The 21879-nt window shown below is 69.6% G+C and carries 17 protein-coding genes; 9 read left to right on the forward strand and 8 right to left on the reverse strand.

Annotation, left to right across the window (positions count from 1 at the left end; genetic code table 11):
• The first annotated feature begins 4 nt into the window (after positions 1 to 4).
• Positions 5 to 988 (forward strand): NADPH:quinone reductase, encoded by a 984-nt coding sequence (locus ACIBK3_RS03015; protein WP_399361241.1) that lies wholly within the window; start codon positions 5 to 7, stop codon positions 986 to 988.
• Between the two features lie 33 nt (positions 989 to 1021).
• On the opposite strand, the gene ACIBK3_RS03020 is transcribed toward ACIBK3_RS03015, so the two are convergent.
• Positions 1022 to 1168, reverse strand: a complete 147-nt coding sequence (locus tag ACIBK3_RS03020; RefSeq protein WP_399361243.1) for a hypothetical protein — start codon at positions 1166 to 1168, stop codon at positions 1022 to 1024.
• Between the two features lie 191 nt (positions 1169 to 1359).
• Here ACIBK3_RS03020 and ACIBK3_RS03025 point away from each other — a divergent pair, with 191 nt between their 5' ends.
• The gene (locus tag ACIBK3_RS03025; protein ID WP_399361245.1) at positions 1360 to 1572 is read left to right on the forward strand and encodes a hypothetical protein; all 213 of its coding nucleotides are present in this window, start codon (positions 1360 to 1362) and stop codon (positions 1570 to 1572) included.
• A 187-nt stretch (positions 1573 to 1759) separates the two neighbouring features.
• On the opposite strand, the gene ACIBK3_RS03030 is transcribed toward ACIBK3_RS03025, so the two are convergent.
• Positions 1760 to 2884, reverse strand: coding sequence for a LacI family DNA-binding transcriptional regulator (locus tag ACIBK3_RS03030; RefSeq protein ID WP_399361247.1), 1125 nt, complete (start codon positions 2882 to 2884; stop codon positions 1760 to 1762).
• 166 nt (positions 2885 to 3050) lie between these two features.
• On the opposite strand from ACIBK3_RS03030, the gene ACIBK3_RS03035 reads away from it, so the two are divergent.
• The 3 genes from ACIBK3_RS03035 (at position 3051) to ACIBK3_RS03045 (ending at position 7020) form a co-directional block, all read left to right on the forward strand.
• Positions 3051 to 5204, forward strand: a complete 2154-nt coding sequence (locus ACIBK3_RS03035; protein ID WP_399361250.1) for a glycoside hydrolase family 36 protein — start codon at positions 3051 to 3053, stop codon at positions 5202 to 5204.
• Between the two features lie 122 nt (positions 5205 to 5326).
• Positions 5327 to 6280 carry a cyclase family protein gene (locus tag ACIBK3_RS03040; RefSeq protein ID WP_399361252.1) on the forward strand — a complete coding sequence of 318 codons (954 nt, stop codon included), beginning with the start codon at positions 5327 to 5329 and terminating at the stop codon, positions 6278 to 6280.
• Between the two features lie 158 nt (positions 6281 to 6438).
• Positions 6439 to 7020, forward strand: a complete 582-nt coding sequence (locus ACIBK3_RS03045) for a cupin domain-containing protein (protein ID WP_399361254.1) — start codon at positions 6439 to 6441, stop codon at positions 7018 to 7020.
• A 34-nt stretch (positions 7021 to 7054) separates the two neighbouring features.
• Here the strand turns inward: ACIBK3_RS03045 and ACIBK3_RS03050 are convergent, their stop codons facing one another.
• Together ACIBK3_RS03050 and ACIBK3_RS03055 are read right to left on the reverse strand one after the other, a co-directional pair.
• Positions 7055 to 8524 (reverse strand): APC family permease, encoded by a 1470-nt coding sequence (locus ACIBK3_RS03050; RefSeq protein ID WP_399361256.1) that lies wholly within the window; start codon positions 8522 to 8524, stop codon positions 7055 to 7057.
• A 100-nt stretch (positions 8525 to 8624) separates the two neighbouring features.
• Positions 8625 to 9362: a FadR/GntR family transcriptional regulator gene (locus tag ACIBK3_RS03055; protein WP_399361259.1), complete on the reverse strand. Its 738-nt coding sequence runs from the start codon at positions 9360 to 9362 to the stop codon at positions 8625 to 8627.
• A 299-nt stretch (positions 9363 to 9661) separates the two neighbouring features.
• Here ACIBK3_RS03055 and ACIBK3_RS03060 point away from each other — a divergent pair, with 299 nt between their 5' ends.
• From ACIBK3_RS03060 to ACIBK3_RS03070, 3 genes are all read left to right on the forward strand, one after another.
• Positions 9662 to 11128 (forward strand): amino acid permease, encoded by a 1467-nt coding sequence (locus ACIBK3_RS03060; protein WP_399361261.1) that lies wholly within the window; start codon positions 9662 to 9664, stop codon positions 11126 to 11128.
• 328 nt (positions 11129 to 11456) lie between these two features.
• Positions 11457 to 12401 carry a hypothetical protein gene (locus ACIBK3_RS03065; protein WP_399361263.1) on the forward strand — a complete coding sequence of 315 codons (945 nt, stop codon included), beginning with the start codon at positions 11457 to 11459 and terminating at the stop codon, positions 12399 to 12401.
• Positions 12402 to 12715: 314 nt separating this feature from the next.
• Complete coding sequence (locus ACIBK3_RS03070; protein WP_399361266.1) at positions 12716 to 13867, forward strand: hypothetical protein; 1152 nt, start codon at positions 12716 to 12718, stop codon at positions 13865 to 13867.
• Here ACIBK3_RS03070 and ACIBK3_RS03075 read toward each other — a convergent pair.
• Positions 13843 to 14478, reverse strand: a complete 636-nt coding sequence (locus tag ACIBK3_RS03075; protein ID WP_399361268.1) for a hypothetical protein — start codon at positions 14476 to 14478, stop codon at positions 13843 to 13845. The two genes, ACIBK3_RS03070 and ACIBK3_RS03075, sit on opposite strands and share 25 nt — an antisense overlap.
• A 321-nt stretch (positions 14479 to 14799) precedes the next feature.
• Here ACIBK3_RS03075 and ACIBK3_RS03080 point away from each other — a divergent pair, with 321 nt between their 5' ends.
• Positions 14800 to 16740, forward strand: a complete 1941-nt coding sequence (locus tag ACIBK3_RS03080) for a DNA/RNA helicase domain-containing protein (protein WP_399361270.1) — start codon at positions 14800 to 14802, stop codon at positions 16738 to 16740.
• Positions 16741 to 17081: 341 nt separating this feature from the next.
• On the opposite strand, the gene ACIBK3_RS03085 is transcribed toward ACIBK3_RS03080, so the two are convergent.
• The 3 genes from ACIBK3_RS03085 to brxD form a co-directional block, all read right to left on the reverse strand.
• Complete coding sequence (locus tag ACIBK3_RS03085; RefSeq protein ID WP_399361273.1) at positions 17082 to 17708, reverse strand: hypothetical protein; 627 nt, start codon at positions 17706 to 17708, stop codon at positions 17082 to 17084.
• Between the two features lie 444 nt (positions 17709 to 18152).
• Entirely contained in the window at positions 18153 to 20351 is a 2199-nt protein-coding gene (locus tag ACIBK3_RS03090) for a DEAD/DEAH box helicase (RefSeq protein WP_399361275.1), read from the reverse strand.
• Positions 20351 to 21700 (reverse strand): BREX system ATP-binding protein BrxD, encoded by a 1350-nt coding sequence (gene brxD / locus ACIBK3_RS03095; RefSeq protein ID WP_399361276.1) that lies wholly within the window; start codon positions 21698 to 21700, stop codon positions 20351 to 20353. Before brxD ends, ACIBK3_RS03090 begins: the two co-directional genes overlap by 1 nt.
• Positions 21701 to 21879 lie beyond the last annotated feature (179 nt).

A 21879-nucleotide genomic window follows, 5' to 3' on the forward strand; every position in this document is an offset into this window, starting at 1 on the left:
CCCCATGCTTGCTTACTGGTATGACGACCAGGGCCCCGCCGCCGATGTCCTGCACGTCGGTGAACTCCCTGATCCCGTCCCCGGCCCCGGCGAGGTCCGCGTCCGCGTCACCGTCTCGGGCGTCAACCCTGGCGACACCAAGAAACGGCGCGGCTGGCTCGGCTCGTCCATGCCCTTCCCGCGGGTGATCCCGCACAGCGACGGCGCCGGAGTCATCGACGCCGTGGGCGCCCAAGTCGACGCTCGCCGCGTCGGACAGCGGGTCTGGGTATACGGCGCCCAGTCCTACCGCCCCTTCGGCACAGCCGCCCAGTACACCGTCGTACCTGACCACCAAGCCGTACCTCTGCCAGATCATCTGAGTGATGAACTGGGGGCGAGCCTCGGCATCCCCGGCATCACCGCCCACCGCACCGTCTTCGCCGACGGCCCGGTCGACGGCCAACTGGTCCTGGTCCACGGAGTTCTCGGCGGCGTCGGCTCCCTGGCCGCCCAGCTCGCCCACTGGGCCGGCGCGACTGTGATCGCGACCGTCCGCCGAACCGCGGACCTCAACCGCGTCGACGCGGCCGTCGTCTCCCACGCCGTCGCCCTGGATACCGGCGACCCCGCCGCGGCCATCCGCTGGTACGCGCCGCGGGGCGTCGACCGGATCATCGAGGTCGCGCTGTCCGACAACGCCGATCTCGACAACGCCGTCGCCGCCAACAACGCCGTCATCGCCGCCTACGCCACCCGCACGGACCGCACCGAGATCCCCTTCTGGCCGCTGCTGTTCAACAACGTCACCCTGCGGCTGCTCGGCAGCGACGACTTCCCCGCCGAGGCCAAGCGCCAGGCCGCCCGCGACCTCACCTCCGCAGCCGCCGTCGGCGCCCTCACCGTCGCCGTCGGCGACCGTCACCCGCTGGACGACATCGCCAAGGCCCACGACCGCGTCGACGCCGGCGGTGGCCACGGCCGCATCCTGCTCACCATCCCCCAATAGCGCAGACTCGGGAACACTGCCCTGCTCAACTGCCTAGCCCTGCGGGTCGGCCCGTCGCGCTGCCAAGTAATCGGACCAGTTCCCGCCGGCGAGGGTGGCCCAGCGTTCGGCTGTCTTGGGGTGGATACCGAGCAGGTCGGCGATGAGCATGGGCGGCAGGTCTACCAGGGCGTCCATCATGGCGGTGTTCCGTGCAGCGCGGGCGGGCAGACCGTGGTGTCTCAAGGTGTCGGCGAGGCCGAGGGGGTTGCGCGGGCGTCCAGGGCTGTGACCGGGCAAGAGGTATCTGCACCCCGCGGTGTTGCTGTGCCGGGGGCTGTGCTGCAGCTGATCGTCGATGAGGCGGGCGAGTTTCGGCGGGAGCACAAGGGATGGTGGTTGACCATCAGGTAGGAATGCCCCTGGTCGTGGCGAATGTGGTCGTCGGTGAGTTCGACGATGCGGGTCAGGGGGAGGGCGTAGAGGCGGACGAGAGCAGCCGCGACGCGCACCTCCAGGGGCAAAGCCATGTCATTGAAGCAGCGCAGCAGCTCTTTTCTGTGCTCCTCCTCGGCCTGGAAGTGGCCCGGGAGTTGGGCGGCTGAGCGCTCGATGACCAGATCGGGCGGGCAGAGGCGTCGTGCAGTGCTCCAGCGGAGGAAGGGGATGGAACGGGAGCGCAGGGTTGGCCGCGTGTGCGGAGCGCGACCGCCCGGTCCGGCTCACCCACGTGCGGAGCGCGACCGCCCGGTCCGGCTTACCCACGTGCGGAGCGCGACCGCCCGGTCCGGCTCAGGTGTCTCGTGACCCCGAGCTCGCTCGTGACCCCGAGTTCGCTCGTGGCCCGGAGCTCTCTCGTGGCCCGGAGCTCTCCCGGAGGATGAGGGCGGGTTCGGCCGGCACCGGCGCGGGTGTCTGCTGGTCGGTGTCGAGTTGGGTGCGCAGGAGTCCGAAGGCGGCGCGTCCCAGGCCCTGGAAGTCCATCCGGACCGTGGTGAGGGACGGTGTGATGAATCCGGAGTGCGGGGCGTCGTCGAAACCGATGACGCTGACGTCCTCGGGGACTCGCCGGCCCGCGTGGTGCAGGGCCCGCAGGACACCGAGCGCGAGGTCGTCGTTGCCGCACAGGATCGCGGTGACGTCCGGTTTCCTGGCGAGCTTCTTCCCCGCCTCGTATCCGGCCTGGGCGTCCCAGCCCTTGCCGGACGGCGCGGGAGGGACGACGCCGGCCGCGTCGAGGGCCTGGCGCCAGCCCTCGGCGCGGGGTCCCGCCGAGCGCCGGGTGCCGGTCGAGGCGGGGATCGCCACGTAGTGCACGGTGTCGTGGCCGAGCGCGAGCAGGTGTTCGGTGGCGGCACGGGCCGCCTCGCGGTCGTCGGCCCACACCGCGGGACGGTCGGGTGTCCGGCCGGGCGGCGGCGCCTCCACCACCGCCGCGCACGGCACATGCGCCGGTACGCGGTCCAGGGCGGCGGCACCGACACGGTCGAAGCCGATGACCACCAGGCCGCCACCGGTGTCGGCGGCCGCGGCGATCGTACGGTCCAGGTCGTCCTCAGGTGTCACGACCCGTACGCCGAGCGCGTATCCGGCGGCGCGGGACGCCTCCTCCAGGCCCTGCAGGGTGGCTGCGTAACCGTGGAGCACGGTGTTCGCCGTGAGGACCGTGACCGACCGGGTCACGCCGCTGGCCAGCGCGAACGCGGTGGCGTTGCGCCTGAATCCCAGGGTTTCGATGGCGGCCCGGACCCGCTCGCGGGTCTCCTCCCTGACGTTCGGGTGGCCGTTGATGACCCGCGAAACGGTCTGGTAGGAGACGCCTGCCGCCTGGGCGACATCGCGGATGCTGGCGACCTTCTGCTGCCCCGGGCGGGGGTCGGCGTCGCTGCCGGAGGTTGTGTGACCGGTCACATGCATGCGAGGATTGTGAGCGGTCACATCGTGGGCGTCAAGAGACCATAACGGGGGATTCACCCTCCACACATATGGACCGAGGCGACCCGAGCCCTCCCGCAGTGTGAGGCCCAGCTCAACGCCCGTACGAGAGCCGCAGGACCGACCCATCCCAGAAGGGGAAAGTGCGTTGACGCGTGCCGTAGGAACAGTCGAGAGGTCCCGTATCTGGTCGCATCCGGCGCTCGGGCTGTACGCCGCCGTGGATGCCACCGGGTCGGTCAGGCTGGGCAGGCCCGGCCAGGACTGGGCCTGCCTGGTCCCCCTCGTCGAGGTCACCGCCACCGGCCACGGCCGCACCTGGTCGGGCGAGCGTTTCATCGACACGGCCATCGGCGACCGCCTGGTCTACCGCGACCACGAGACGGTCCGGGACGGCGACCGGGAGCGTACGACGATCCGGCTGGCGGACTCGGCGACGGGGCTGGTGGCGGAGGTGACCCTGGAGGCGGGCTCCGGTACCGATCCCCTGGGCGCGCGGCCGACCGAAGGCACCCCGGAGGCAGGGTCGGCCGCCGCATACCTGCGCGCACAGGTACGCCTGATCAACGAGGGCGGCACCCCGCTCCGGCTGGAGAGCGTGACGACCCTGACCCTGGGCGGCATCTCCGACGCCGGCGGCGGCCTCGACGGCCTGATCCTGCACTGGGCGGACAACGACTGGCTCGCCGAGTGCCGCTGGCGGCAGTCCGCGTTCCGTGACCAGGTCGTCCCGCTGAGCCGTTCCGCCCACGGTCACGAGGGACGCGGCTGCTTCGAGCGCTACTCGCAGGGCAGTTGGTCGACCGGCCGGCACCTCCCGGTCGCCGCCCTGACCGACCGGGACGGCCGGGCCTGGCTCTGGCAGATCGAGTCGAGCGCGGGCTGGCGCTTCGAGACCGGCGAACGCGAGGGCGCGGCCTATGTCGCCCTGTTCGGCCCGGACGACGCCCACCACCAGTGGCACCACACCCTGGGCCCCGGCGAGGAGTTCCGTACGGTCCCCGCCGTCCTCGTCCACACGGAGGCGGGCGGCCTGGACGCGGCCTTCGGTGAACTCACGGACTACCGCCGCGCGATCCGCCGCGCCCACCCGGACCACCGCACCCTCCCGGTGATCTACAACGACTACATGAACACCCTCATGGGCGACCCCACCACGGAACGGCTCCTGCCCCTCATCGAGGCGGCGGGGACGGCCGGCGCCGAGGTCTTCGTCATCGACGCGGGCTGGTACGACGACGACGCCCAGGGCTGGTGGGACGCCGTCGGCGCGTGGGACGCCGCCCCCAACCGTTTCCCGGGCGGCATCCAGGAGGTCCTGGACGCCGTCAGACGGCACGGCATGACGCCGGGCCTCTGGCTGGAACCGGAAGTCGTCGGCGTCCGCAGCCCGCTCGCCCGCACGCTGCCGCCCGAGGCGTTCTTCCAGCGCGGCGGTGTGCGCGTCACCGAACACGGACGGCACCACCTGGACCTGCGCCACCCGGCCGCCCGCGCCCACCTCGACGAGGTCGTGGACCGGCTGGTCGGCGAGTGGGGCGTCGGCTACCTCAAACTCGACTACAACATCAACATCGGCCCCGGCACCGAGAACGGCCCCGAGAGCGCGGGCGCCGGCCTGCTCGGGCACCACCGCGCCCACCTCGACTGGCTGAACTCCCTGCTCGACCGCCACCCCCAGCTCGTTCTGGAGAACTGCGGCTCGGGCGGCCTGCGCATGGACTACGCGCAACTGGCGGTGACCCAGCTGCAGTCCACCAGCGACCAGCAGGACCCCCTGCGCTACCCGCCCATCGCCGCCGCGGCCGCCACCGCCGCGACCCCCGAACAGGCAGCCATCTGGGCCTACCCCCAGCCGGACCAGACCCTCGACGAGATCGCCTTTACCCTCACCGGCCCCCTCCTCGGCCGTATCCACCTCTCCGGCTTCCTCAACCTGATGACCGACGAGCAGTTCGCCCTGGTCCGCTCGGCGATCTCCGTCTACAAGGACATCCGCCCGGAGATCGCCGCCGCGCACCCGTTCTGGCCCCTGGGCCTCCCCTCCTGGGAGGACCCCTGGATCGCCCATGGCCTGCGCGGCCGGAACTCCACGTTCCTCACGCTCTGGAGACGGGACGAGAGCGGCGGCCCCACCCGCACCCTCGCCATCCCCCACCTACGCGGCACCGACCTCCACCCCGCAGTGCTCCACCCCACGTCCACGGACGCCACCACGGAGTGGAACCCGGCCACCGGGAACCTCACCGTGTCCCTGCCCCGCCCGAACAGCGCGGTGCTGCTCCGGTTGAGCGCCGCTTAGGGCAGACGGGCCGACGCGAAGAGGGAACTCGGAGTCGTACAGCCCTTCGGACCACTCGACCGTAGCGCGACCTTGGGGGCCGGCCGGCGACACCCTCCGAGCCTTGGAGCGTTTAACAGCAGATGACCAGCAACCCGCATGATCCACCTCGCAACGGTCCCCCGATGTCCCGCGCGGACTTCGACGCGCTCTTCGACGAGCTGAGCACCTGGGGCCGCTGGGCCCCGGCCGACGCCGACCGCGGCGCGTGGAACGGGGTCACCCCCGAGCACGCGCGGCGCGCCGCCGCACTGGTCCGCACCGGCACCACCGTTCCCACGGCCCTGCCCTGGAACACGGTGCCCGGCCCGGACAACGGCAAGCCAGCGCTCCACTACATGTCCGACCTCGGCGACGTCGAGGCTCCCGAACCGTCCTGCCACAAGGACTTCATCGCCGTCGACTACCACGGCAAGGCCGTCAGCCACCTCGACGCGCTGTCCCACATCGCCTACCGCGGACAGCTCTACGACGGCCGCAGCGCACGCGAGGTCGTCGACGCGGGCGGCGCCCGCTTCGGCGCCGTGTCCGCGCTCGGCCCGCTGGTCACCAAGGGAGTCCTGCTCGACCTGCCCGCCGTCCTCGGCACCGACTGGCTGAAGCCCGGCCGGGCGGTGCACGCCGAGGAGGTCGCCGCCGCGGAGAACGCCCTCGGCGTCACCATCGGCGACGGCGACGCGGTACTGCTGCGCTCCGGCCACGTCCGGCGCCGCGCCGCACTCGGCGCCTGGAACCCGGACAACGCCAGCGCCGGCTTCCACGTGGACGCCATGCCCCTGTTCGCCGAGCGCCGGATCGCGCTGCTCGGCGGCGACGGCGACAGCGACGTACGGCCCTCGCCCGTCGAAGGGCTGCACTCCCCCGTGCACGCCCTCGCGATCACCGCCATGGGCGTGCCCCTGCTGGACAACCTCGACCTGGAAGCACTCTCCGCCGCCTGCGCGCAGGCCGGCCGCTACGAGTTCCTGTTCGTCGTGGCCCCGCTGAACGTCCCCGGCGGCACGGGTTCGCCCGTCAACCCGATCGCGGTGCTGTGATGAACACCCCGCGGGTGCCTTGGGCTCCGGCCTGTGGGCGGAGATCGTCGCCGCCGCGCTCTGCTGTCCCCCGGTCCTTGGGCAATGGTGTGGTACGCGTGAAAGCGAAGTCGACTGCTCAGATGGTCTCCCTCCCTTCCGATCTCCAGGAGATCCCGATGACCGAACAGCCCATGACCGAACAGCCGATGACCCCACAGCCCCCGCTGCCGACCCCGCCCGTCTCCTCCGCGACGGAGGACCGTTCCCCTGACGGCTTCCACCCGGACCTGACCGACGGTCCCAGCGGCCCGCTGCCCGAGGCGCGCAAGCGGGTGCACCACGTTCGCGCCGACGACCTGGACGGCGGCACCGCGCAGACCGACGGCATGCGCCGTTTCGCCGCGATCACCGGCGCCCGGGTCGGCTCGGAACGGATGTGGATGGGGCAGACCACGGTCGCGCCCGCGACCGCTTCGGCCGACCACCACCACGGCGACTCCGAGACCGCCATCTACGTCGTCAGCGGCCACCCCGAGTTCGTCTTCCTCGCCGATCCCGCCGAGGGCGGAGCGGAGCCCGAGGAGGTGCGGTTGCGTACCGGGCCGGGCGACTACATCTTCGTCCCGCCCTTCGTACCCCACCGCGAGGAGAACCCCGACCCGGACGACGAGGCAGTCGTCGTGATCGCCCGCAGTACGCAGGAGGCCGTGGTCGTCAACCTGCCGAGCCTGTACGTGCTCCGGGACGGACAGAACTAGCGCCCCGCCCACCCTCGGGAAGGCCGGACCGCCTTCACTCCGCGTCGGCGACGACCGACCCGACGCGTTCGGCCAGGCCCGGGTCACGTCGGACCAGGAGGGCCGCGTAGCAGACGGCTGCGAGGAGGGTGGCCAGTGCCGCGTACGGGAACCAGCTGTACGGGGCGGGCTGTCCGGGCTTCGCCAGGTAGTAGAGGGGAACCAGGACGGCGAGGGCGCCCACCGCGGGCAGCACCAGGTGCCGCACGAGCCGGAACTCCTGCGGCCGGTATCTGCGGTAGTACAGCGGCAGCGCGATGTTGGACGCGAGGTACACCAGCAGGATCAGGATGGCGCCCAGACTGGAGGACTCGGCGAAGAACACCACCGGGTTCATCTGACCGCCGTCCCCGAGCACATGCCCCAGCCCCCAGCCCCCGATGATCAGCAGCGCGGTGACGGTGAAGGTGACGATCGCGTTGGTCGGCGTACGGCGCGTCGGGTGCACGTAGCCGAAGAAGGACGGGAGCAGCCCCTCCCGTCCGGCGTTGAACACCAGCCTCGCCTGCGAGTTGATGCCCGCGATCAGCACGCCGAGCGTGGAGGTCAGGCCGCCGACGTAGGCGACGATCGCCAGCGCCCCGAGTGTGTGCTGGGCGACGTCGACGAAGGGGATACGGGAGTCGCCGAGCCGCCGCACGTCGTAGCCGAAGCCGGTCACCGTGGCGTAGGAGAAGAGGATGTAGCTCACCGTCATGATCGCGACGGAGGAGAACACGGCACGGCCGACGTTGCGCCGCGGGTTCTCCGTCTCCTCGGCCAGTGCCGCCGAGTTCTCCCAGCCGATGAACAGGTACACCGCCAGCGGGAAGCCCGCCGCGAGCCCCTTGATGCCGTGGGTGAGGTGGGAGGGCAGGAACGGGGCCGCGGAGAGGTCACCCCGGTGCTCGACGATCGCCGTGACCGAGACCACGACCAGCACGAGCATCTCCACGCCGAAGAAGTAGCCGGCCCACTTGGTGGACACCACGATCCCGCGCAGCATCAGCACCACCGACAGCCCGGTCAGCAGCAGCGTCCAGATGATCCACGGCAGGTCGACGCCGGTGTAGTGGTACAGGGTGATCTGCATGAAACCGCCCGAGATCGCGATGACGGACGCCATCGCGATGATGTAGCCCAGACCGGCGAGCAGAGCCGTGGTCACCGCGCTGACCGGCCCGAAGGTCTTGCCCACGAAGGTGGTGAAGCTGCCCGCCGAGGGGTGCGCCCGGGAGAACTCGGCCAGCGTGTTGCCGAACAGCGCGACCGCCACCCCCGCCGCCACGATGGTCAGCGGGGACGCGACGCCCGCGGTGGTGGCCAGGAAGGCGAAGCCGAAGAAGAAGCTCATGGCCGGGCCGACGTTGGCCATCGTGGCGGCGGCGATGTCCGCCATGCCGAGGACGCCGCCGCGCAGCCGCTCGGGCGTGCCGACGACGGGGCCCGACGTCGACGACGGTCCGAGAGGTCCGGGGTCAGGCATGGCGACAGCTCCTTCTGAAAGAGCGCTTCGAGAGGTGGCGGTCTTGAGAGGACGAGAAGAGAGGAAGAGAGAGGAAGGGGAACGGGAAGGAGGGGCCGGGTCAGTCCGGCGTGCCGGCGTGCCGGTGCGCCTTCACCGCTCGTACCGCCGGGTCCATCGCGCCCCGGATGAGTTCGTCGAGCAGGTCGGTGTGGCAGCGGTTGCGGGCCCGTACGACTGCCGGGTTCGGCGCGGGCCGCAGCAGACACTGCTTGCCGAGCAGGTCGGCGGCGAACTCCCGGATCCCGGCGCCGCCGAGCGCCTCGGCGAGGTCGAGGTGGAAGCGGGTCTCCAGTTCGAGCAGCCGTGCCGGGTCGTCGGCCAGGTCCATCTCCTCGACCAGCGCCCGCAGTCCGTCGAGCCGGCCGTCCGGGAGCTCACCCGCGGTGTGCGCGACCAGCCCGCACTCGAGCAGCAGATGGAAGGCGTCCAGTGAATCCGCCTCGTCGGCGTCGTGCAGCACGGCGACGACCGCGTCCCAGTCCGCCGCGACGAAGGTCCCGCCCGCCCTGCCCCGACGGCGGTCGAGCAGGCCGTCCTGGCACATGGCCTCCAGCGCGCGGCGCACGGTGATCTCACTGATCCCGAGCTCCTCGGCAAGGACACCCGCGTCCGGCAGCCGGTCCCCCGGCGACACGGACCTCAGACGCACCCGCAGGGCGATCCTGGACCGGACGAGCTCCGCTCCCGTGGGTCCCCTGCCGGCCAGGACACGCGTGTCCCAAGGCCCGCCGACCGGCGCCGGCCGCGCGGGAACCGGCTGGCTGTAGGGACCGAACTTGCCCGCTGCGTTCACCACGACGCCACCCTAACGGCCTGCGGAAAGAGAGCAGGGCCGACGGCGACGGCGTCCGCACGGAGGGGTCTCGCGACCATGCCGCGGTGTGGTGCATGGGGGCTCCCCAGGCGACTGGGACCGGAACACGGGGACGACGCGGTGGCCGGACCGCACTCGGCGTCGGTTGCGGCCACGGAACGAGCGGCTCCGCGTTGCACGAAAAATAGAGCAAGATGAACAGTTAAACAAGACTGTTCTTTCTGATCGTACTGAACTAATTTCCAGACGTCCCTGGTCCGCACTCCCCAACGGATGTCGAGATGACCACACGTCCCCCTGCCCCCGCTCCCTCCGCCACGGATCCGCAGGTCGCCCCCGCGGCCGACTCCGGCCTCCAGGCCGGACTGAAGAGCCGTCACCTGTCGATGATCGCGATCGGCGGTGTCATCGGCGCCGGCCTGTTCGTCGGCTCCGGCTCCGGCATCGCCGCCGCCGGCCCGGGCATCCTCGTCTCCTACGCGCTCGTCGGTGTCCTCGTCGTCCTCGTGATGCGGATGCTCGGCGAGATGGCCGCGGCCAACCCCACCTCCGGTTCGTTCTCCGCCTACGCGGACCGCGCGCTCGGCCGCTGGGCCGGCTTCACCATCGGCTGGCTGTACTGGTTCTTCTGGGTCGTGGTGCTCGCCGTCGAGGCGACCGCCGGGGCCAAGATCCTGGCCGGCTGGATCCCCGCGGTGCCCCAGTGGGGCTGGGCCCTGATCGTCATGATCGTCCTCACCGCCACCAACCTGGTCTCGGTCAGCTCCTACGGCGAGTTCGAGTTCTGGTTCGCCGGCATCAAGGTCGTCGCCATCGCCGCGTTCATCGTGATCGGCGGCCTCGCGCTCTTCGGGCTGCTGCCCGGCTCCGACCACCCGGCGAGCGGCTTCTCCAACCTCACCGCACACGGCGGCTTCCTCCCGAACGGGCCCGGTGCGATCCTCACCGGCGTCCTGATGGTCGTCTTCTCCTTCATGGGCAGCGAGATCGTCACCCTGGCGGCGGGCGAGACCGCCGACCCGCGGGCCGCCGTCACCAAGGCCACCAACAGCGTGATCTGGCGGATCGCGGTGTTCTACCTCGGCTCGATCCTGATCGTGGTGTCCCTGCTGCGCTGGGACGACCCGGCGATCCTCAAGGACGGCTCGTACGTCGCCGCCCTGAGCTCCATCGGCATCCCGCACGCCGCGCAGATCATGAACACCATCGTGCTGACCTCGGTACTGTCCTGCCTCAACTCCGGCCTGTACACCGCCTCACGCATGGCCTTCTCGCTCGGCCGGCGCAGCGACGCCCCGGCCGCCTTCGGCCAGACCACGGACCGCGGTGTACCGCGCGCGGCCATCCTCGCCTCGGTGGTCTTCGGCTTCGTCGCCGTCGCCTTCAACTACCTGTGGCCGGACACCGTCTTCCAGTTCCTGCTCAACGCCTCCGGCGCGATCGCCCTGTTCGTCTGGCTGGTGATCTGCTTCTCCCAACTGCGCATGCGCAAGATCATCGAACGGGAGTCGCCGGAGAAGCTGGTGGTCCGGATGTGGCTCTACCCCTACCTGACCTGGGCGACCATCGCCCTCATCACCTTCGTCCTGGGCTACATGCTGACCGACACGGCCGAGGGCGGCGGCCGCGACCAGGTGGTCCTGTCCACCCTGGCGGCCGCCGGAGTGGTGGTCTTCGCACTGGTCCGGGAGCGGCTGTCCGGAAGGGACAAGGCGGGCGAGAGGCAGGACACGGTCCCCTTGTCCTGACCGACTCCGGTTGTCGTGACCGACTCCGGTTGTCCTGACGATTCCGGTTGTCCTGACGATTCCGGGCGGGACGGTCCGGGCCGACGCCGGCTCGGACCGTCCCGTAGGAACTGCTCGGTGAGCCCGCAGGGAAATCGCAACACATCGCAGGGAAATCGCTGTCAACCACAAGGCGTGTACGGGCAACTCTTACGCAGACGGGCAAGCACGACGGAGATGAGAGGCGGCTGCGTCACGCACTGGTCACCCCGGTTGCCCGATCCGCCCGTGAAGGCCTGGCGCCTCAGCCGAGTCCCGCTCCCTCCCTCCCTTCCCCGGACTGCCTGCCATGCTGCGACGCCGAACACCCGTGGTCACAGGCCCTGAGCTTGACGACCGCCAACTGCACCGCACCCTCACCGAGTTGCGCCCTTCGCAGCAGATGCACGGCCTCGGAACCGGGCCGACCCGCCCGCTGTGGACACCCGCGGCCGAACTGCTACGTGCCACGGGCCGCGACTGGGACCGCCGGGTGCACCGGATCTCCGTACTGGCCCACACCCTGCCACCGGTCGTCACGGACCGATGGGTCAAGGACTGCCCACGGGACCCCGACGCCCTGGTCGTACGGGCTTGCGCACGGGTCGCCCAGGTGAAGGAGAAGACCAACTGGTCGGACGTATGGGATGTGTACGGCGACTGCAGGCGAGCGGCAGACGCCGTCCCGGAGGATCCCACCCCGTGGCTGGCCGTCCTTCGGCTGATGTACTCCTGCGGATCCCCGCCGCACGCGGCCGTCCCGGTGTGGACCGAGGCGGTCAACCGCGACCCGTGGAACCGGACCGCCTACCACCAGATGCTGCGCCACCTCTCCCCACGCGGCCGCGGAACGCTCATGCAAATGATCGACTTCGCGGAGCGCTGCACGAGCCAGGCCCCTCACGGATCACCCGTGGCCCTACTCTCCCTCGCAGCCAGGGTCGAACTCGTCGCCTACCGAACGGCCCACGACACCGCCGGCTCCTTCGCAGCCGACGGACACTGGTACGAACCGCAAGCAGCCGTCGAGGCGACCACCGCGCTGACCAGATGGTTCCACGCGGACACCCCACCCCACGCCGAAGCACTCGCCGACCTCAACCTGCTCGCGTTCGCCCTCACCCGAATGAAGCGCACCGCGGACGCCGCCCCTGTGTTCCGCCGCATCGGCCGCCACATGACCAGCCATCCCTGGGACCTCGTCCCCGACGCTGCCAGGACCTTTCGGTACTGGCAGGACCGGGCGCGGGACTGACCCGAAGTGCCGTCGGGAGCAGAGCGTTTCGCAGGTGTTCGGACGCCAAGCTTCTCCGCCAGTCTCGGCATGCCTTGCCGCCAGGGCAGATACAGGCTTCGTGACACAGCGATCACGCACGGCGACGGTTCAGCCGGGAACTGTCACCCAACGCGACCAAGGGGGTGATTGCGGCGAGCCCCGGCTCTTCTCTACTACATCGTCCGCTGTCCGAGAACGACTCCGCCACTGGCAGGCGGTCTTGCGTCGTCGTTTCACAGCTCTGACAGTGAAGACCAGCGGGGCGGCCCGACGACCGTGAGGGGGACGATCTCGTGGGGGCTGGGATCGAGGAAATCGACGAGCTGCGGGACCGTCTCCTGATCATGGTCAACGACCAGTTGGCGATCGACGTGCTCCCATACATCCCGGCCCGCACGGGCGGGCTGGTGCTGACCGGCGCTGCCGCACCGGTCAGGTGCAGGGAGATACGCAACGCCCTGCCGGAGACGGTCGTCGTGATGGACCACGGCAGCCACACCCAGCAGGTCGCCACCACTGACGCACCTTTCGGGCTCAAGACCAGCTACGGCTGGCGCGACCTGGACCTCGCCGGGCTCAACGAGATTCTGGACGGCCAGCGCGACAACAAGGCGTCCTATGCCGTGACGCCCACCTGCTTCATCCCGGCCGACCAGGCGGGAGACACGTCAGTGCTCAAGGCCGTGGTGCGTCAGGCCAACCTGCTGCGCCGCCGGGACACGGTCGTGCTGCTGCCGTGCAGCTGGCGGTGGCTACGTCGCTCCTCCTTACCTCACCTCATCGAAGAGATTCGGGCCTGCCGGCATCCCGTGGCGCTGATCATGCAGGCAGATGGTGATCCGCTCGAACGCGCTCAAGCCCCTGAGGGGTTGCGGCAGTTGTGCCGTTCCTGTCCTCGGCTCGTTCTGTGGCGCACCGATCTCGCGGCCTTCGACGCGATGGCGCACGGGGCGCTGGGCGCGGCGGTCGGGGCCTCGGCCGTACTCCGGCACGGGATGGCTCCGCGACCCGACAACGGGGGCGGCGGCCACAAGCCGTATCCGGTGATCCTGGTCCGGCGCCTGCTCCGCTACCACCGCGTGGCCAGACTCCAGGACTGGTTCGCCCACATCGATCCGTGGGTCTGCGACTGCGCGGTCTGCAAGGGTGCCGCTCTCACCCGCTTCACGGACAGAGAAGCCGACGTCGTCGCTGCACTGCAGCACACTGTTTGCGAACTCTACGGGCTCCATGACGAGTTGGACGCGACCCTGCCGGGGGACGAACGCATCGGCTGGTGGCGTCAGCAACTCGCGGATGCCTGGGACTACCACCGCCTATTGGCATCTCAGACGAACACGGAGGTCCCGTTCCCGAGGGTTCTTCAGTCCTGGCGCCGCCCGAGTCCACCCGCAATGCCCGCGGCTGCGGAGCGTCGCAGTCAGGACCAGTCCGGCCCGAGCTGACGCCAGGCCTGCTCGTGGAAGAGCCACTGGGCTGCGGAGTGCCGTAGGGGGCGGTAGGGGGCGGGCTCCAGGAGCCAACGCAGCCCCGCCGGCCTTTGAGTGGCGACGCCGACTCCATAGAAGCGGGCCTTGAGGAGGAGAAGGTCGAAGTCGGGGTCGCGAGGCGAGTCAGGGGCGTAGAGTGCTCGTTCCTCCGACACCGGGCAGGAAACCACGACCCCACGGGCGCAGAATGGAGCGAACTGCGACGCGTCCCGGACCGCGGAGTCCCACTCGCGGGGTGAGATGCCTTGCGGCCCATGTACGAGGGCCAGCTCGACGCGGGCGGCGGGTACCAATCGTCGTACCAAGTTGCCCTGCCCGTCCTCCTGGTCCACGACGCCGGGCCGTGCGGTGTGCAGCGTCCGCAGGGCATGGCGATCGAGCGAGGACCGCGGTACGGGGAGATCCACGGGAAGGTCGTGCAGGACGGTGAGCAGGGCCCGGCTGTCGACGGCTCCGAGCCCGACCGCGGAACGGCGCCGAGCCTCATCGGCGAACACGGTGACAACGGCCAGCACCTGCTGTCCGCGCAGCCTCAGCCCGGCGAGTGCCTGCTCGGCCAGCAGCATGTCTCGTGTCCTGGTTCTGATCGCTCGGTGCCGGTCTGTCGGACGGCGCGAGATGTAGCAAGAGGCCGTCCGCCTCTGTTGTCTATCAGCCCCCGAGCGCTGCGAGCACGTCTGCCGACGGAATGTGGCCACCCGGTGGGTGTGTCCCTTACCAAGCGCCCCGCTATGCAGCCCTTCCGGCTCCACCGCTCCACGGCTCCGCCTGACCGAACCCTCCTCCGTCCCCTCCACGTGATCGGCACGCTCACCTAGGATGGTGAGCACCATCTCAGCGGCCCGACGGGCTTCCTGGTTCCGCCTGCGCGGCGGACACCCGAGGACATGCCCCCACCCGCACGAGTCTTCTTCGTGCTGCCTGGGGGCATTTTCTTGCTGTTCCGTGAGTCTGCGGCGTCTGTGGCCACCCGCATCCTCGAAGGGTCGCTGGCACTGCATCTGACCGAGAACTTCCGTCACCAGCACGGCCGGAGGCCCGCGCCGGCGGAGATACGGTCCTGGGAACGCAGCCTGCCCGCGCTCGCCAACGCCCTCATCGAGGCCGATCTCGACGACGTCGAGGTCCTCGTCGAATACAGCCTGCCTCTGACCAGCAAGCGTGCCGACGCCGTACTCGCCGGTGTGCACCCGACCACCGGCGAACCGTCGTACGTCGTCGTGGAACTCAAGCAGTGGAGCTCGGCCTACCCGGAGGAGGACGAGCCCCTGCTGTGCCGGATCGACTCCTACGCGCAGCCCGTGCTCAACCCGATCGAACAGGTGCGGGGATACTGCGAGTACCTGCTGTCGTTCAACGGCGCGTTGGAGCGGATGCCCAAGTCGCTGGCCGGAGTCGCCTTCCTCCACAACGCGACCGAGTTCGGGGTCGCGGGGCTGCGCAGCGTCAAGGAGGACCAGCACGGCCGGATGTACACCGGCCAACAACGCGGCGCCTTCCTCGACTTCCTGCGCTCGCGGCTCGCCGCCACGCCCGGTGCACAGGCGGCGGACGTACTGCTCGACGCCAAGGTACGGCCGTCGAAGCAGCTGATGTCCCTCGCGGCGGCCGAGATCCGCGACCGCGAACAGTTCGTACTGATCGCCGAGCAGCGGATCGCCTACGAGAGGGTGATGTCCGCCGTACGGAAGGCCAAGCGGTCCAATCGCAAGCAGGTGATCGTGGTCACCGGCGGCCCCGGCTCCGGCAAGAGCGTGATCGCGATGTCGCTGCTGGGTGAGCTGTACCGACGCGGGATACCCGCGCTGCACGCGACCGGCTCGCAGTCGTTCACCAAGACGATGCGGAAGGTCGCGGGAAACCGGAAGCGCGAGGTCCAGCAGCTGTTCAAGTACTTCAACAGCTTCATGGACGCGGAGCCGAACGACCTCGACGTACTGATCTGCGACGAGGCCCACCGCCTGCGGAAGACATCCGCCAACCGCTACACGAAGGCGGAACTGCGCACCGGCCGCCCCCAGGTGGCGGAACTGATCGACGCCGCCCGGGTACCGGTGTTTCTCCTGGACCAGCACCAGGTGGTGCGCCCCGGGGAGATGGGAACCAAGGACGAAATCAAGCGGGCCGCCGCCGCAGAAGGCCTTGACTGCACGGTCGTAGAGCTTGACGGCCAATTCCGCTGCGGCGGCAGCGAGGCGTACGAGAAGTGGGTCATCGACCTGCTCGGCCTGGACGGCGGCACACCCCACCAGTGGGAGCCGGACGGCAAGTTCCAGCTCCTGACCGCCGAAAGCCCCCAGGAACTGGAGAACTTCCTCGTTGCCCGCCGCGAGGAAGGCTACGGCGCGCGCATTTCGGCCGGCTACTGCTGGAAGTGGACCACGAAGATCACCCCGGACATGGCGTCGCTCCCGACGGACGTCGTCATCGGCGAGTGGGCCCGTCCCTGGAACGTGTACGGCGACAGGTCCGTCCTCGGCGCGCCACCCGCCCCTCTCTGGGCCACCGACCCGGCCGGCTTCGGCCAGGTCGGCTGCGTCTACACGGCCCAGGGTTTCGAGTACGACTGGTCGGGCGTGATCCTCGGACCTGACCTGGTGTGGCGGACGGACCGCTGGGTCGTCGACCGGTCAGCGTCGAAGGACCCGTCCTTCACCAAGGCGACGTCGGACGATGACGTCGACCGGCTCATCCGCAACACGTACAAGGTGCTGCTGACCCGCGGCATGGTCGGCACGATCGTCTACTCGACGGACCGGGAGACCCGCGAGAAACTTCGGTCTATCATCCACCCGGCATCGGAGGTCGAGGTGCCAGCACTCGTCTAGCCCCTCCCCGCATGAAGAGTGGTCCCCTCGTTCTCCGGAGGAGGCCCGACTCGTAACGCTTCCACCAGCCGTCACCTCCTCGCCGCTCACAAGTCGGTCTGCGATCTTCGGCACTCGGCGCTGTCGACAAGATCTGTGCTGGCGTCAAACCCACCGAGGTGGCCGAGCGCGCCGACAACAGCGTTGAACTCTGCCGACCCGCTGGGCGAAGGGTCTCGATGGGCGGCAGGAGATCGTAAACCGACGTATCGAGGACCTGCTTCGCGAGTACGAGTGACAGTGCCTGACTACGTTCGAAGCCCCTGGCAGCCTGTCCAGGGGCCTCATCGTTTGCGTTGCCGTCAAGCAGACCGTGCGGCCTGGGCCTGTTCCGAGGCGAGCAGGTCCTCAAGGTTACTCGCATCGCGGCCGAGCGCAGCGAGCATCTGGAAGCGAGTGCGTTCGAAGTCGACCTCGACCTCGACGCCGAGATCGTGGCGCAAGGCGACTCGCAGCAGGTACACGCCATTGGACAGAGGGCCACTGAACCAAGTCTTCGCCCGGCGATACTCCCCGTCCAGGTCGGGGCTGCTCGGCAATTGCTTCACCACGGAGAACCCGACTCCGAGCGCCCTGTTGAGTGTCGAGGCCACTTCCAAGACATCCTTCGCCAGTACCATCTGCGCCTGAGAATATTCCTCTGCCCAGGCTTCTTTGGCGGCGTCGAGGACCGTAGGTTCGACACTTTCACCGCGCTCGGCCGCTCGAACGGCGTCTCGGGCAGCGACCCGGTAAGCGCGAGCCGAGGCGTTCAGTCGGGCGTAGAGATCACGCCTGGCCTGCTGAACTCGGTCGTCGCGCTCCTCCGCACGTTGACGATCAGCACGCTCGTTCTGCTTGCGGTTGGCGCGTTCGCTGAGAACTGCCCCACCCAGAGTTCCGCCCAGCGTTCCTCCTACGCCCAGGAGCGCAACGGCCAGCGTCGTCACATCCACGAGATTCCCCCACTCGTCCGTTCGTCTGCTTACGGCCGGCGGCTGATGACCGCGACCGCAGCCCAGTTCCACCAGCCTCATGCCCAGCCGCAGTTTGGCCGTAGTTCAAGACGACGACCTGACCGCATCCCGTCCCGCGCTGCGGACGGTCGCGGTGAGCCCATCACGCTCGGATGACCGGGAGGCATGGAGTGAGCCAAACCAGCGACTCCTTGTGCGCCAGCGTCCGGGAGTGAAGTCCACAAACGCGGCCCACTCGCGGAACTGTGAAAGAAGAGTTGGGCTCGGGCGGGCGCCTTCGCATCGGGGACGTGGACAGTGCCGGGGATACGGCGGCCTCGACACAAATTCGCCGCCCTCGGTGCCGCTGTAGCTGCTCTTGGACCAGGCGAACCACTCAGGTCCCGCAGTCCTCATCGTTCTCCCAGCATTTCTCATTCAGCCGTCGTACTGAAAGCGCGCCGACTCACCGAGCACCGAGCGGGCGCTCTCGAAGTCGGCCAAGCGGGCCGCCACCGTGGCCACGGCGAGGCGTTCCGGTAGGGCGGCGGAGAACTTCAGGCCGCGTACGGCCCGGCGGTCCACGTCGGGCAAGACGAGGTTCTCGCCAACGTTTTCACGGGCCGCACGCCAGTCGGCCGGGGTGAGGTTCTCGCGCAGGCGCAGCCAACTGTCGGTGGGCCGTTGCAGGGGGTCGGTGACCGACTGGAGGGTGGCCGCCAGCGTGGCGTTGGCGCGGTAGCCGGCCCAGGTCCACCAACGGACATCGGAGCTGACGCGCGTGATCAACGTGCCGCCCGGGTGGACGGTGTCAGGTGCGTCTATTTCGCGCTGTTCGGCCAGACAGGCCTCCGCACGCCGGGTGAGGGAGACCGGCGGGGCCATGCCCAGCAGCACCTCGCGCATCGCACGCGTCAGAGCGTACGACAGTCCGGCGATGCCGCCGTTCATCCACTTGGCGATCCCGCCGCCGTCGGCCGGCTCCACGAAGACGCGTTTGCGTAGCCAGTCGATGTACGTGACCTGCCAACTGCGTCCACCGAGTAGCAATCGCCTGGGGCCGGGGCGTTCCTCCGTGAGCACGCTCGGGTCGGTGCGGCCGATCTCCGTGCGTCCGGACAGGACGGTGAACTGCGGAGGCGCGGTAAAGGAGGCGGTGAGTTCGATGAAGTGCCTTTTGCCGAAGCGCCGTTCCGCCTCGGGGCCGACGAACAGCATCCCACCGTCGCTGTCGAGGAAGCCCTCCTCAGTGAGGAAGCGCAGGATGGGGGCAGCCGACTTGTCGAAGGGGGCGAGGCCGTTCCACTGCCGGTCCCACAACCGGTCGCCGAGCTTGTGCTGTTGCAGGGTGACGGCAAGCAGTTGCTGGGCCACCAGGTGACGCGGCTCTGGCGGGGGGAGGACCGGTTCCACCCAACCTCGCGACCAGAGCAGCAACAGGCCCGCCGCCTGCAGCAGTGTGTCCTTGCGCGTGGTGAGGAACAAGCAATTCCGCACACTCCCGGGACGTCGGCCGGTGCGGCCGATGCGCTGCAGGAACGAGGCAACGGAGGCCGGTGAGTCGATCTGGATGACGCGGTCCAGGTCACCGACGTCAATGCCGAGCTCGAGGGTTGACGTGGAGACGATGACGCAGTCGCGCGCCTCGGCGAACGCCTGCTCGGAGCGAGTGCGTTCATCGACGGAGAGCGAGGCGTGAGACAGAAAGACAGTCACCTCGCGCGCCCGGAGCGCCGCGCCCAACTCCTCGACCTGCCGGCGCGAGTCGCAGAACACGAGCCGCTTCTCTCCCCTGTGCAGCGCCGCGATGAGTTTGGCCGCGTTGTCGAGGGAGCCGACGTAGTCGAGTTCCACTTCGCCCGCGGGCCTGGTGGACGGCTCGGGACTCGGTTTGTCGCCGTGTCCGCTGCCGCCCGTGGCCGGCAGGTGCACTCCAGGGGCGACCACCTGACCGGTGCGGCTGCCGACGCCCGCGCCTTGCAGCCAGTGCAGCAACTCGACCGGATTACCGACGGTCGCCGAGAGCCCGACGCGCTGGATGGGCCGTCCGGTGACCCGCTCCAACCGTTCGAGCACAGCGAGCAAGTGCCATCCCCGATCATCCCCTGCGAACGCGTGCACTTCGTCGATGACGACGGCCCGCACGCTCCCCAACAGACGGTCGTGGTCGGTCTTGACGCCGATCATCATCGCTTCGAGCGACTCGGGCGTGGTCAGCAGGATGTCCGGCGCCTCGCTCCGGATGCGCCGCCGTTGCGATTCCTTGGTGTCGCCGTGCCAGAGCGCGGCGCGCCGCCCCAACCACTGGGCGTACGCGTCGACACGACCGACCAGGTTGTTGAGGAGTGCCTTGAGCGGGCACAGGTACAGCACGGATGTGCCGGTCCACTTCTGCTCGGCCATGGCCGACAGCAGGGGGAAGCAGGCCGCCTCGGTCTTGCCGCCCGCCGTCGGAGCCAGCAGTACGGCGTCCTGGCCCTCCATAAGCGGGGTGATCGCCGACCGTTGCAGGGGGCGCAGGTCGGGCCAGCCGAGTGTGTTGACGATGTGGTGCAGGACGACGGGGTCAAGTCGGTCCAGTACGTCGACATCCTCGTCACCCGGGTCTCTCCCGGCCGGGAGTCTCGCGTCCGCCATCACAGCTCCAGGTCGATGTCATCGGCCGACGCGGAGTTCCCGGAGACCGTGGCGGCCAGGTTCCGCTCGACATCGGTGAGTTCGCTGCCGGCGACGGTGAGCCGGTAGTGCTGCCGGGGGTCGAAGTCGTCGAACTGGTCCACGCGGTCGAGTACGTCCCCGACGAGTTTCTTCAGGAACAGCCGGGGGGCCACCCCGACTTTGCCGCCCAGCGCTCCGCCGACGGCCACCGCGAGGTCCGCGACATATGCGTCATCGACGATCTTCCGCACCCGCTCTGGCTTTTCTGCGGCATCGGCGTACAGGTCACGAATGGTTATGCCGAGTCCGACCAGCGACTGCTGGTTGAAGCCGGGGAGCCTGATCTGTACGGCGCGAGGGTTGTCGAAGCGCGGGTCGGTGGTGAAGTCGGTGGCCAGCCGCTGAGCCAACGGGGCCAGGCGCTGCACGCCCTGCTGTCCGTCGTAGAAGGCCGGGGTGCCTGTGATGACGAGGTAGAGGCCGGGGAAGCGGCCGGAGTGCACTTCGTCGATGAGCTGCCGGAGCGCGTTGAGTGCCTTGTCGCGGGCGTCCGACCGGACCCGCTGCAACGTCTCCACCTCGTCGAGGACGACGAACAGCCCGGTGTGCCCGGAGTCGCGCAGCACGGTGAGGAGCCCCTGCAGGAATCCGAGGGCGCCGAAGTGGTCGAGGTCTCCGCGCACCCCGGCGGCCCGGCGGGCGGAGGCCGCGACGTGGGGCTGGCCGCCGAGCCACGCCAGGACGGCCGCGGCGGTGGCCTCGTCGCCGTCCGCGAGCGCGGCCCGGTAGCCGCGCAGGGCGGTGGCGAAGGACGGTGCGTGCCGGGAGACCTCGGCGAGCCGCGCGACGAGCAGTTTCTCCACCTCACTCGGAAGCTCGTCCTCGGTCGCACCGGCCGCTAGGGCGTCCTCCTCCAGGGCGTAGAACCAGGCGTCGACCACCGGCCGCAGCGCGCTGGCTGGGAAACTTGAGGTGGTGAGCCGTTCGGTGAGCCGCCGGTAGACCGTTTCCAGCCGGTGCAGTGGGGTCTCGTTCTCCGAGATCTGGATCTCGGCCACGGCGAAGTTGCGGCGCTTGGCCCGCTCCCCCAGCCAGCGGGTGAAGAACGTCTTGCCGGACCCGTACTCGCCCCGCACGGCCTTGAACACGGAGCCGCCGGAGGCCACGGCGTCCAGTTCCGCGTCCAGGGCTGCTTCGAACCGGTCGAGTCCGGTGGCCAGCAGGTCGAGTCCGCTGTCGGGCACGGCACCGCGCCGCAGTGCGTCGATGACGGTGCGGCGGCGGGCGGCGCTCACCCGTGCGGGGCGCTGGGATCCGGTGGTGCTCACAAGAACCAGTCTTCCATTTCTACGGGCACCGCCGTACGGGGACCGGAAGCCGACTGCTGGCCGACTGGCGGTTCACGGGGCCCTGTGGCGAGCCGCCTACCTCGTTGAATCAGTTGACGATTACCCGAGGACACTGCTGGAATCACTCTCCGTACATAGGCCAGGGTGGGGAGTGGGAC

Source organism: Streptomyces sp. NPDC050287, assembly GCF_044459385.1.
Classification (GTDB): Bacteria; Actinomycetota; Actinomycetes; order Streptomycetales; family Streptomycetaceae; genus Streptomyces.

Excerpts from the sequence above, each read along its gene's own strand:
- ACIBK3_RS03065 (WP_399361263.1), top strand. The coding sequence starts at position 11,457 with ATGCTGCGACGCCGAACACCCGTGGTCACAGGCCCTGAGCTTGACGAC.
- ACIBK3_RS03040 (WP_399361252.1), top strand. The coding sequence starts at position 5,327 with ATGACCAGCAACCCGCATGATCCACCTCGCAACGGTCCCCCGATGTCC.
- ACIBK3_RS03030 (WP_399361247.1), bottom strand. The coding sequence starts at position 2,884 with ATGCATGTGACCGGTCACACAACCTCCGGCAGCGACGCCGACCCCCGC.
- ACIBK3_RS03015 (WP_399361241.1), top strand. The coding sequence starts at position 5 with ATGCTTGCTTACTGGTATGACGACCAGGGCCCCGCCGCCGATGTCCTG.
- ACIBK3_RS03080 (WP_399361270.1), top strand. The coding sequence starts at position 14,800 with ATGCCCCCACCCGCACGAGTCTTCTTCGTGCTGCCTGGGGGCATTTTC.
- ACIBK3_RS03020 (WP_399361243.1), bottom strand. The coding sequence starts at position 1,168 with ATGATGGACGCCCTGGTAGACCTGCCGCCCATGCTCATCGCCGACCTG.
- ACIBK3_RS03060 (WP_399361261.1), top strand. The coding sequence starts at position 9,662 with ATGACCACACGTCCCCCTGCCCCCGCTCCCTCCGCCACGGATCCGCAG.
- ACIBK3_RS03050 (WP_399361256.1), bottom strand. The coding sequence starts at position 8,524 with ATGCCTGACCCCGGACCTCTCGGACCGTCGTCGACGTCGGGCCCCGTC.
- ACIBK3_RS03045 (WP_399361254.1), top strand. The coding sequence starts at position 6,439 with ATGACCGAACAGCCCATGACCGAACAGCCGATGACCCCACAGCCCCCG.
- ACIBK3_RS03025 (WP_399361245.1), top strand. The coding sequence starts at position 1,360 with ATGGTGGTTGACCATCAGGTAGGAATGCCCCTGGTCGTGGCGAATGTG.
- ACIBK3_RS03090 (WP_399361275.1), bottom strand. The coding sequence starts at position 20,351 with ATGGCGGACGCGAGACTCCCGGCCGGGAGAGACCCGGGTGACGAGGAT.
- ACIBK3_RS03075 (WP_399361268.1), bottom strand. The coding sequence starts at position 14,478 with ATGCTGCTGGCCGAGCAGGCACTCGCCGGGCTGAGGCTGCGCGGACAG.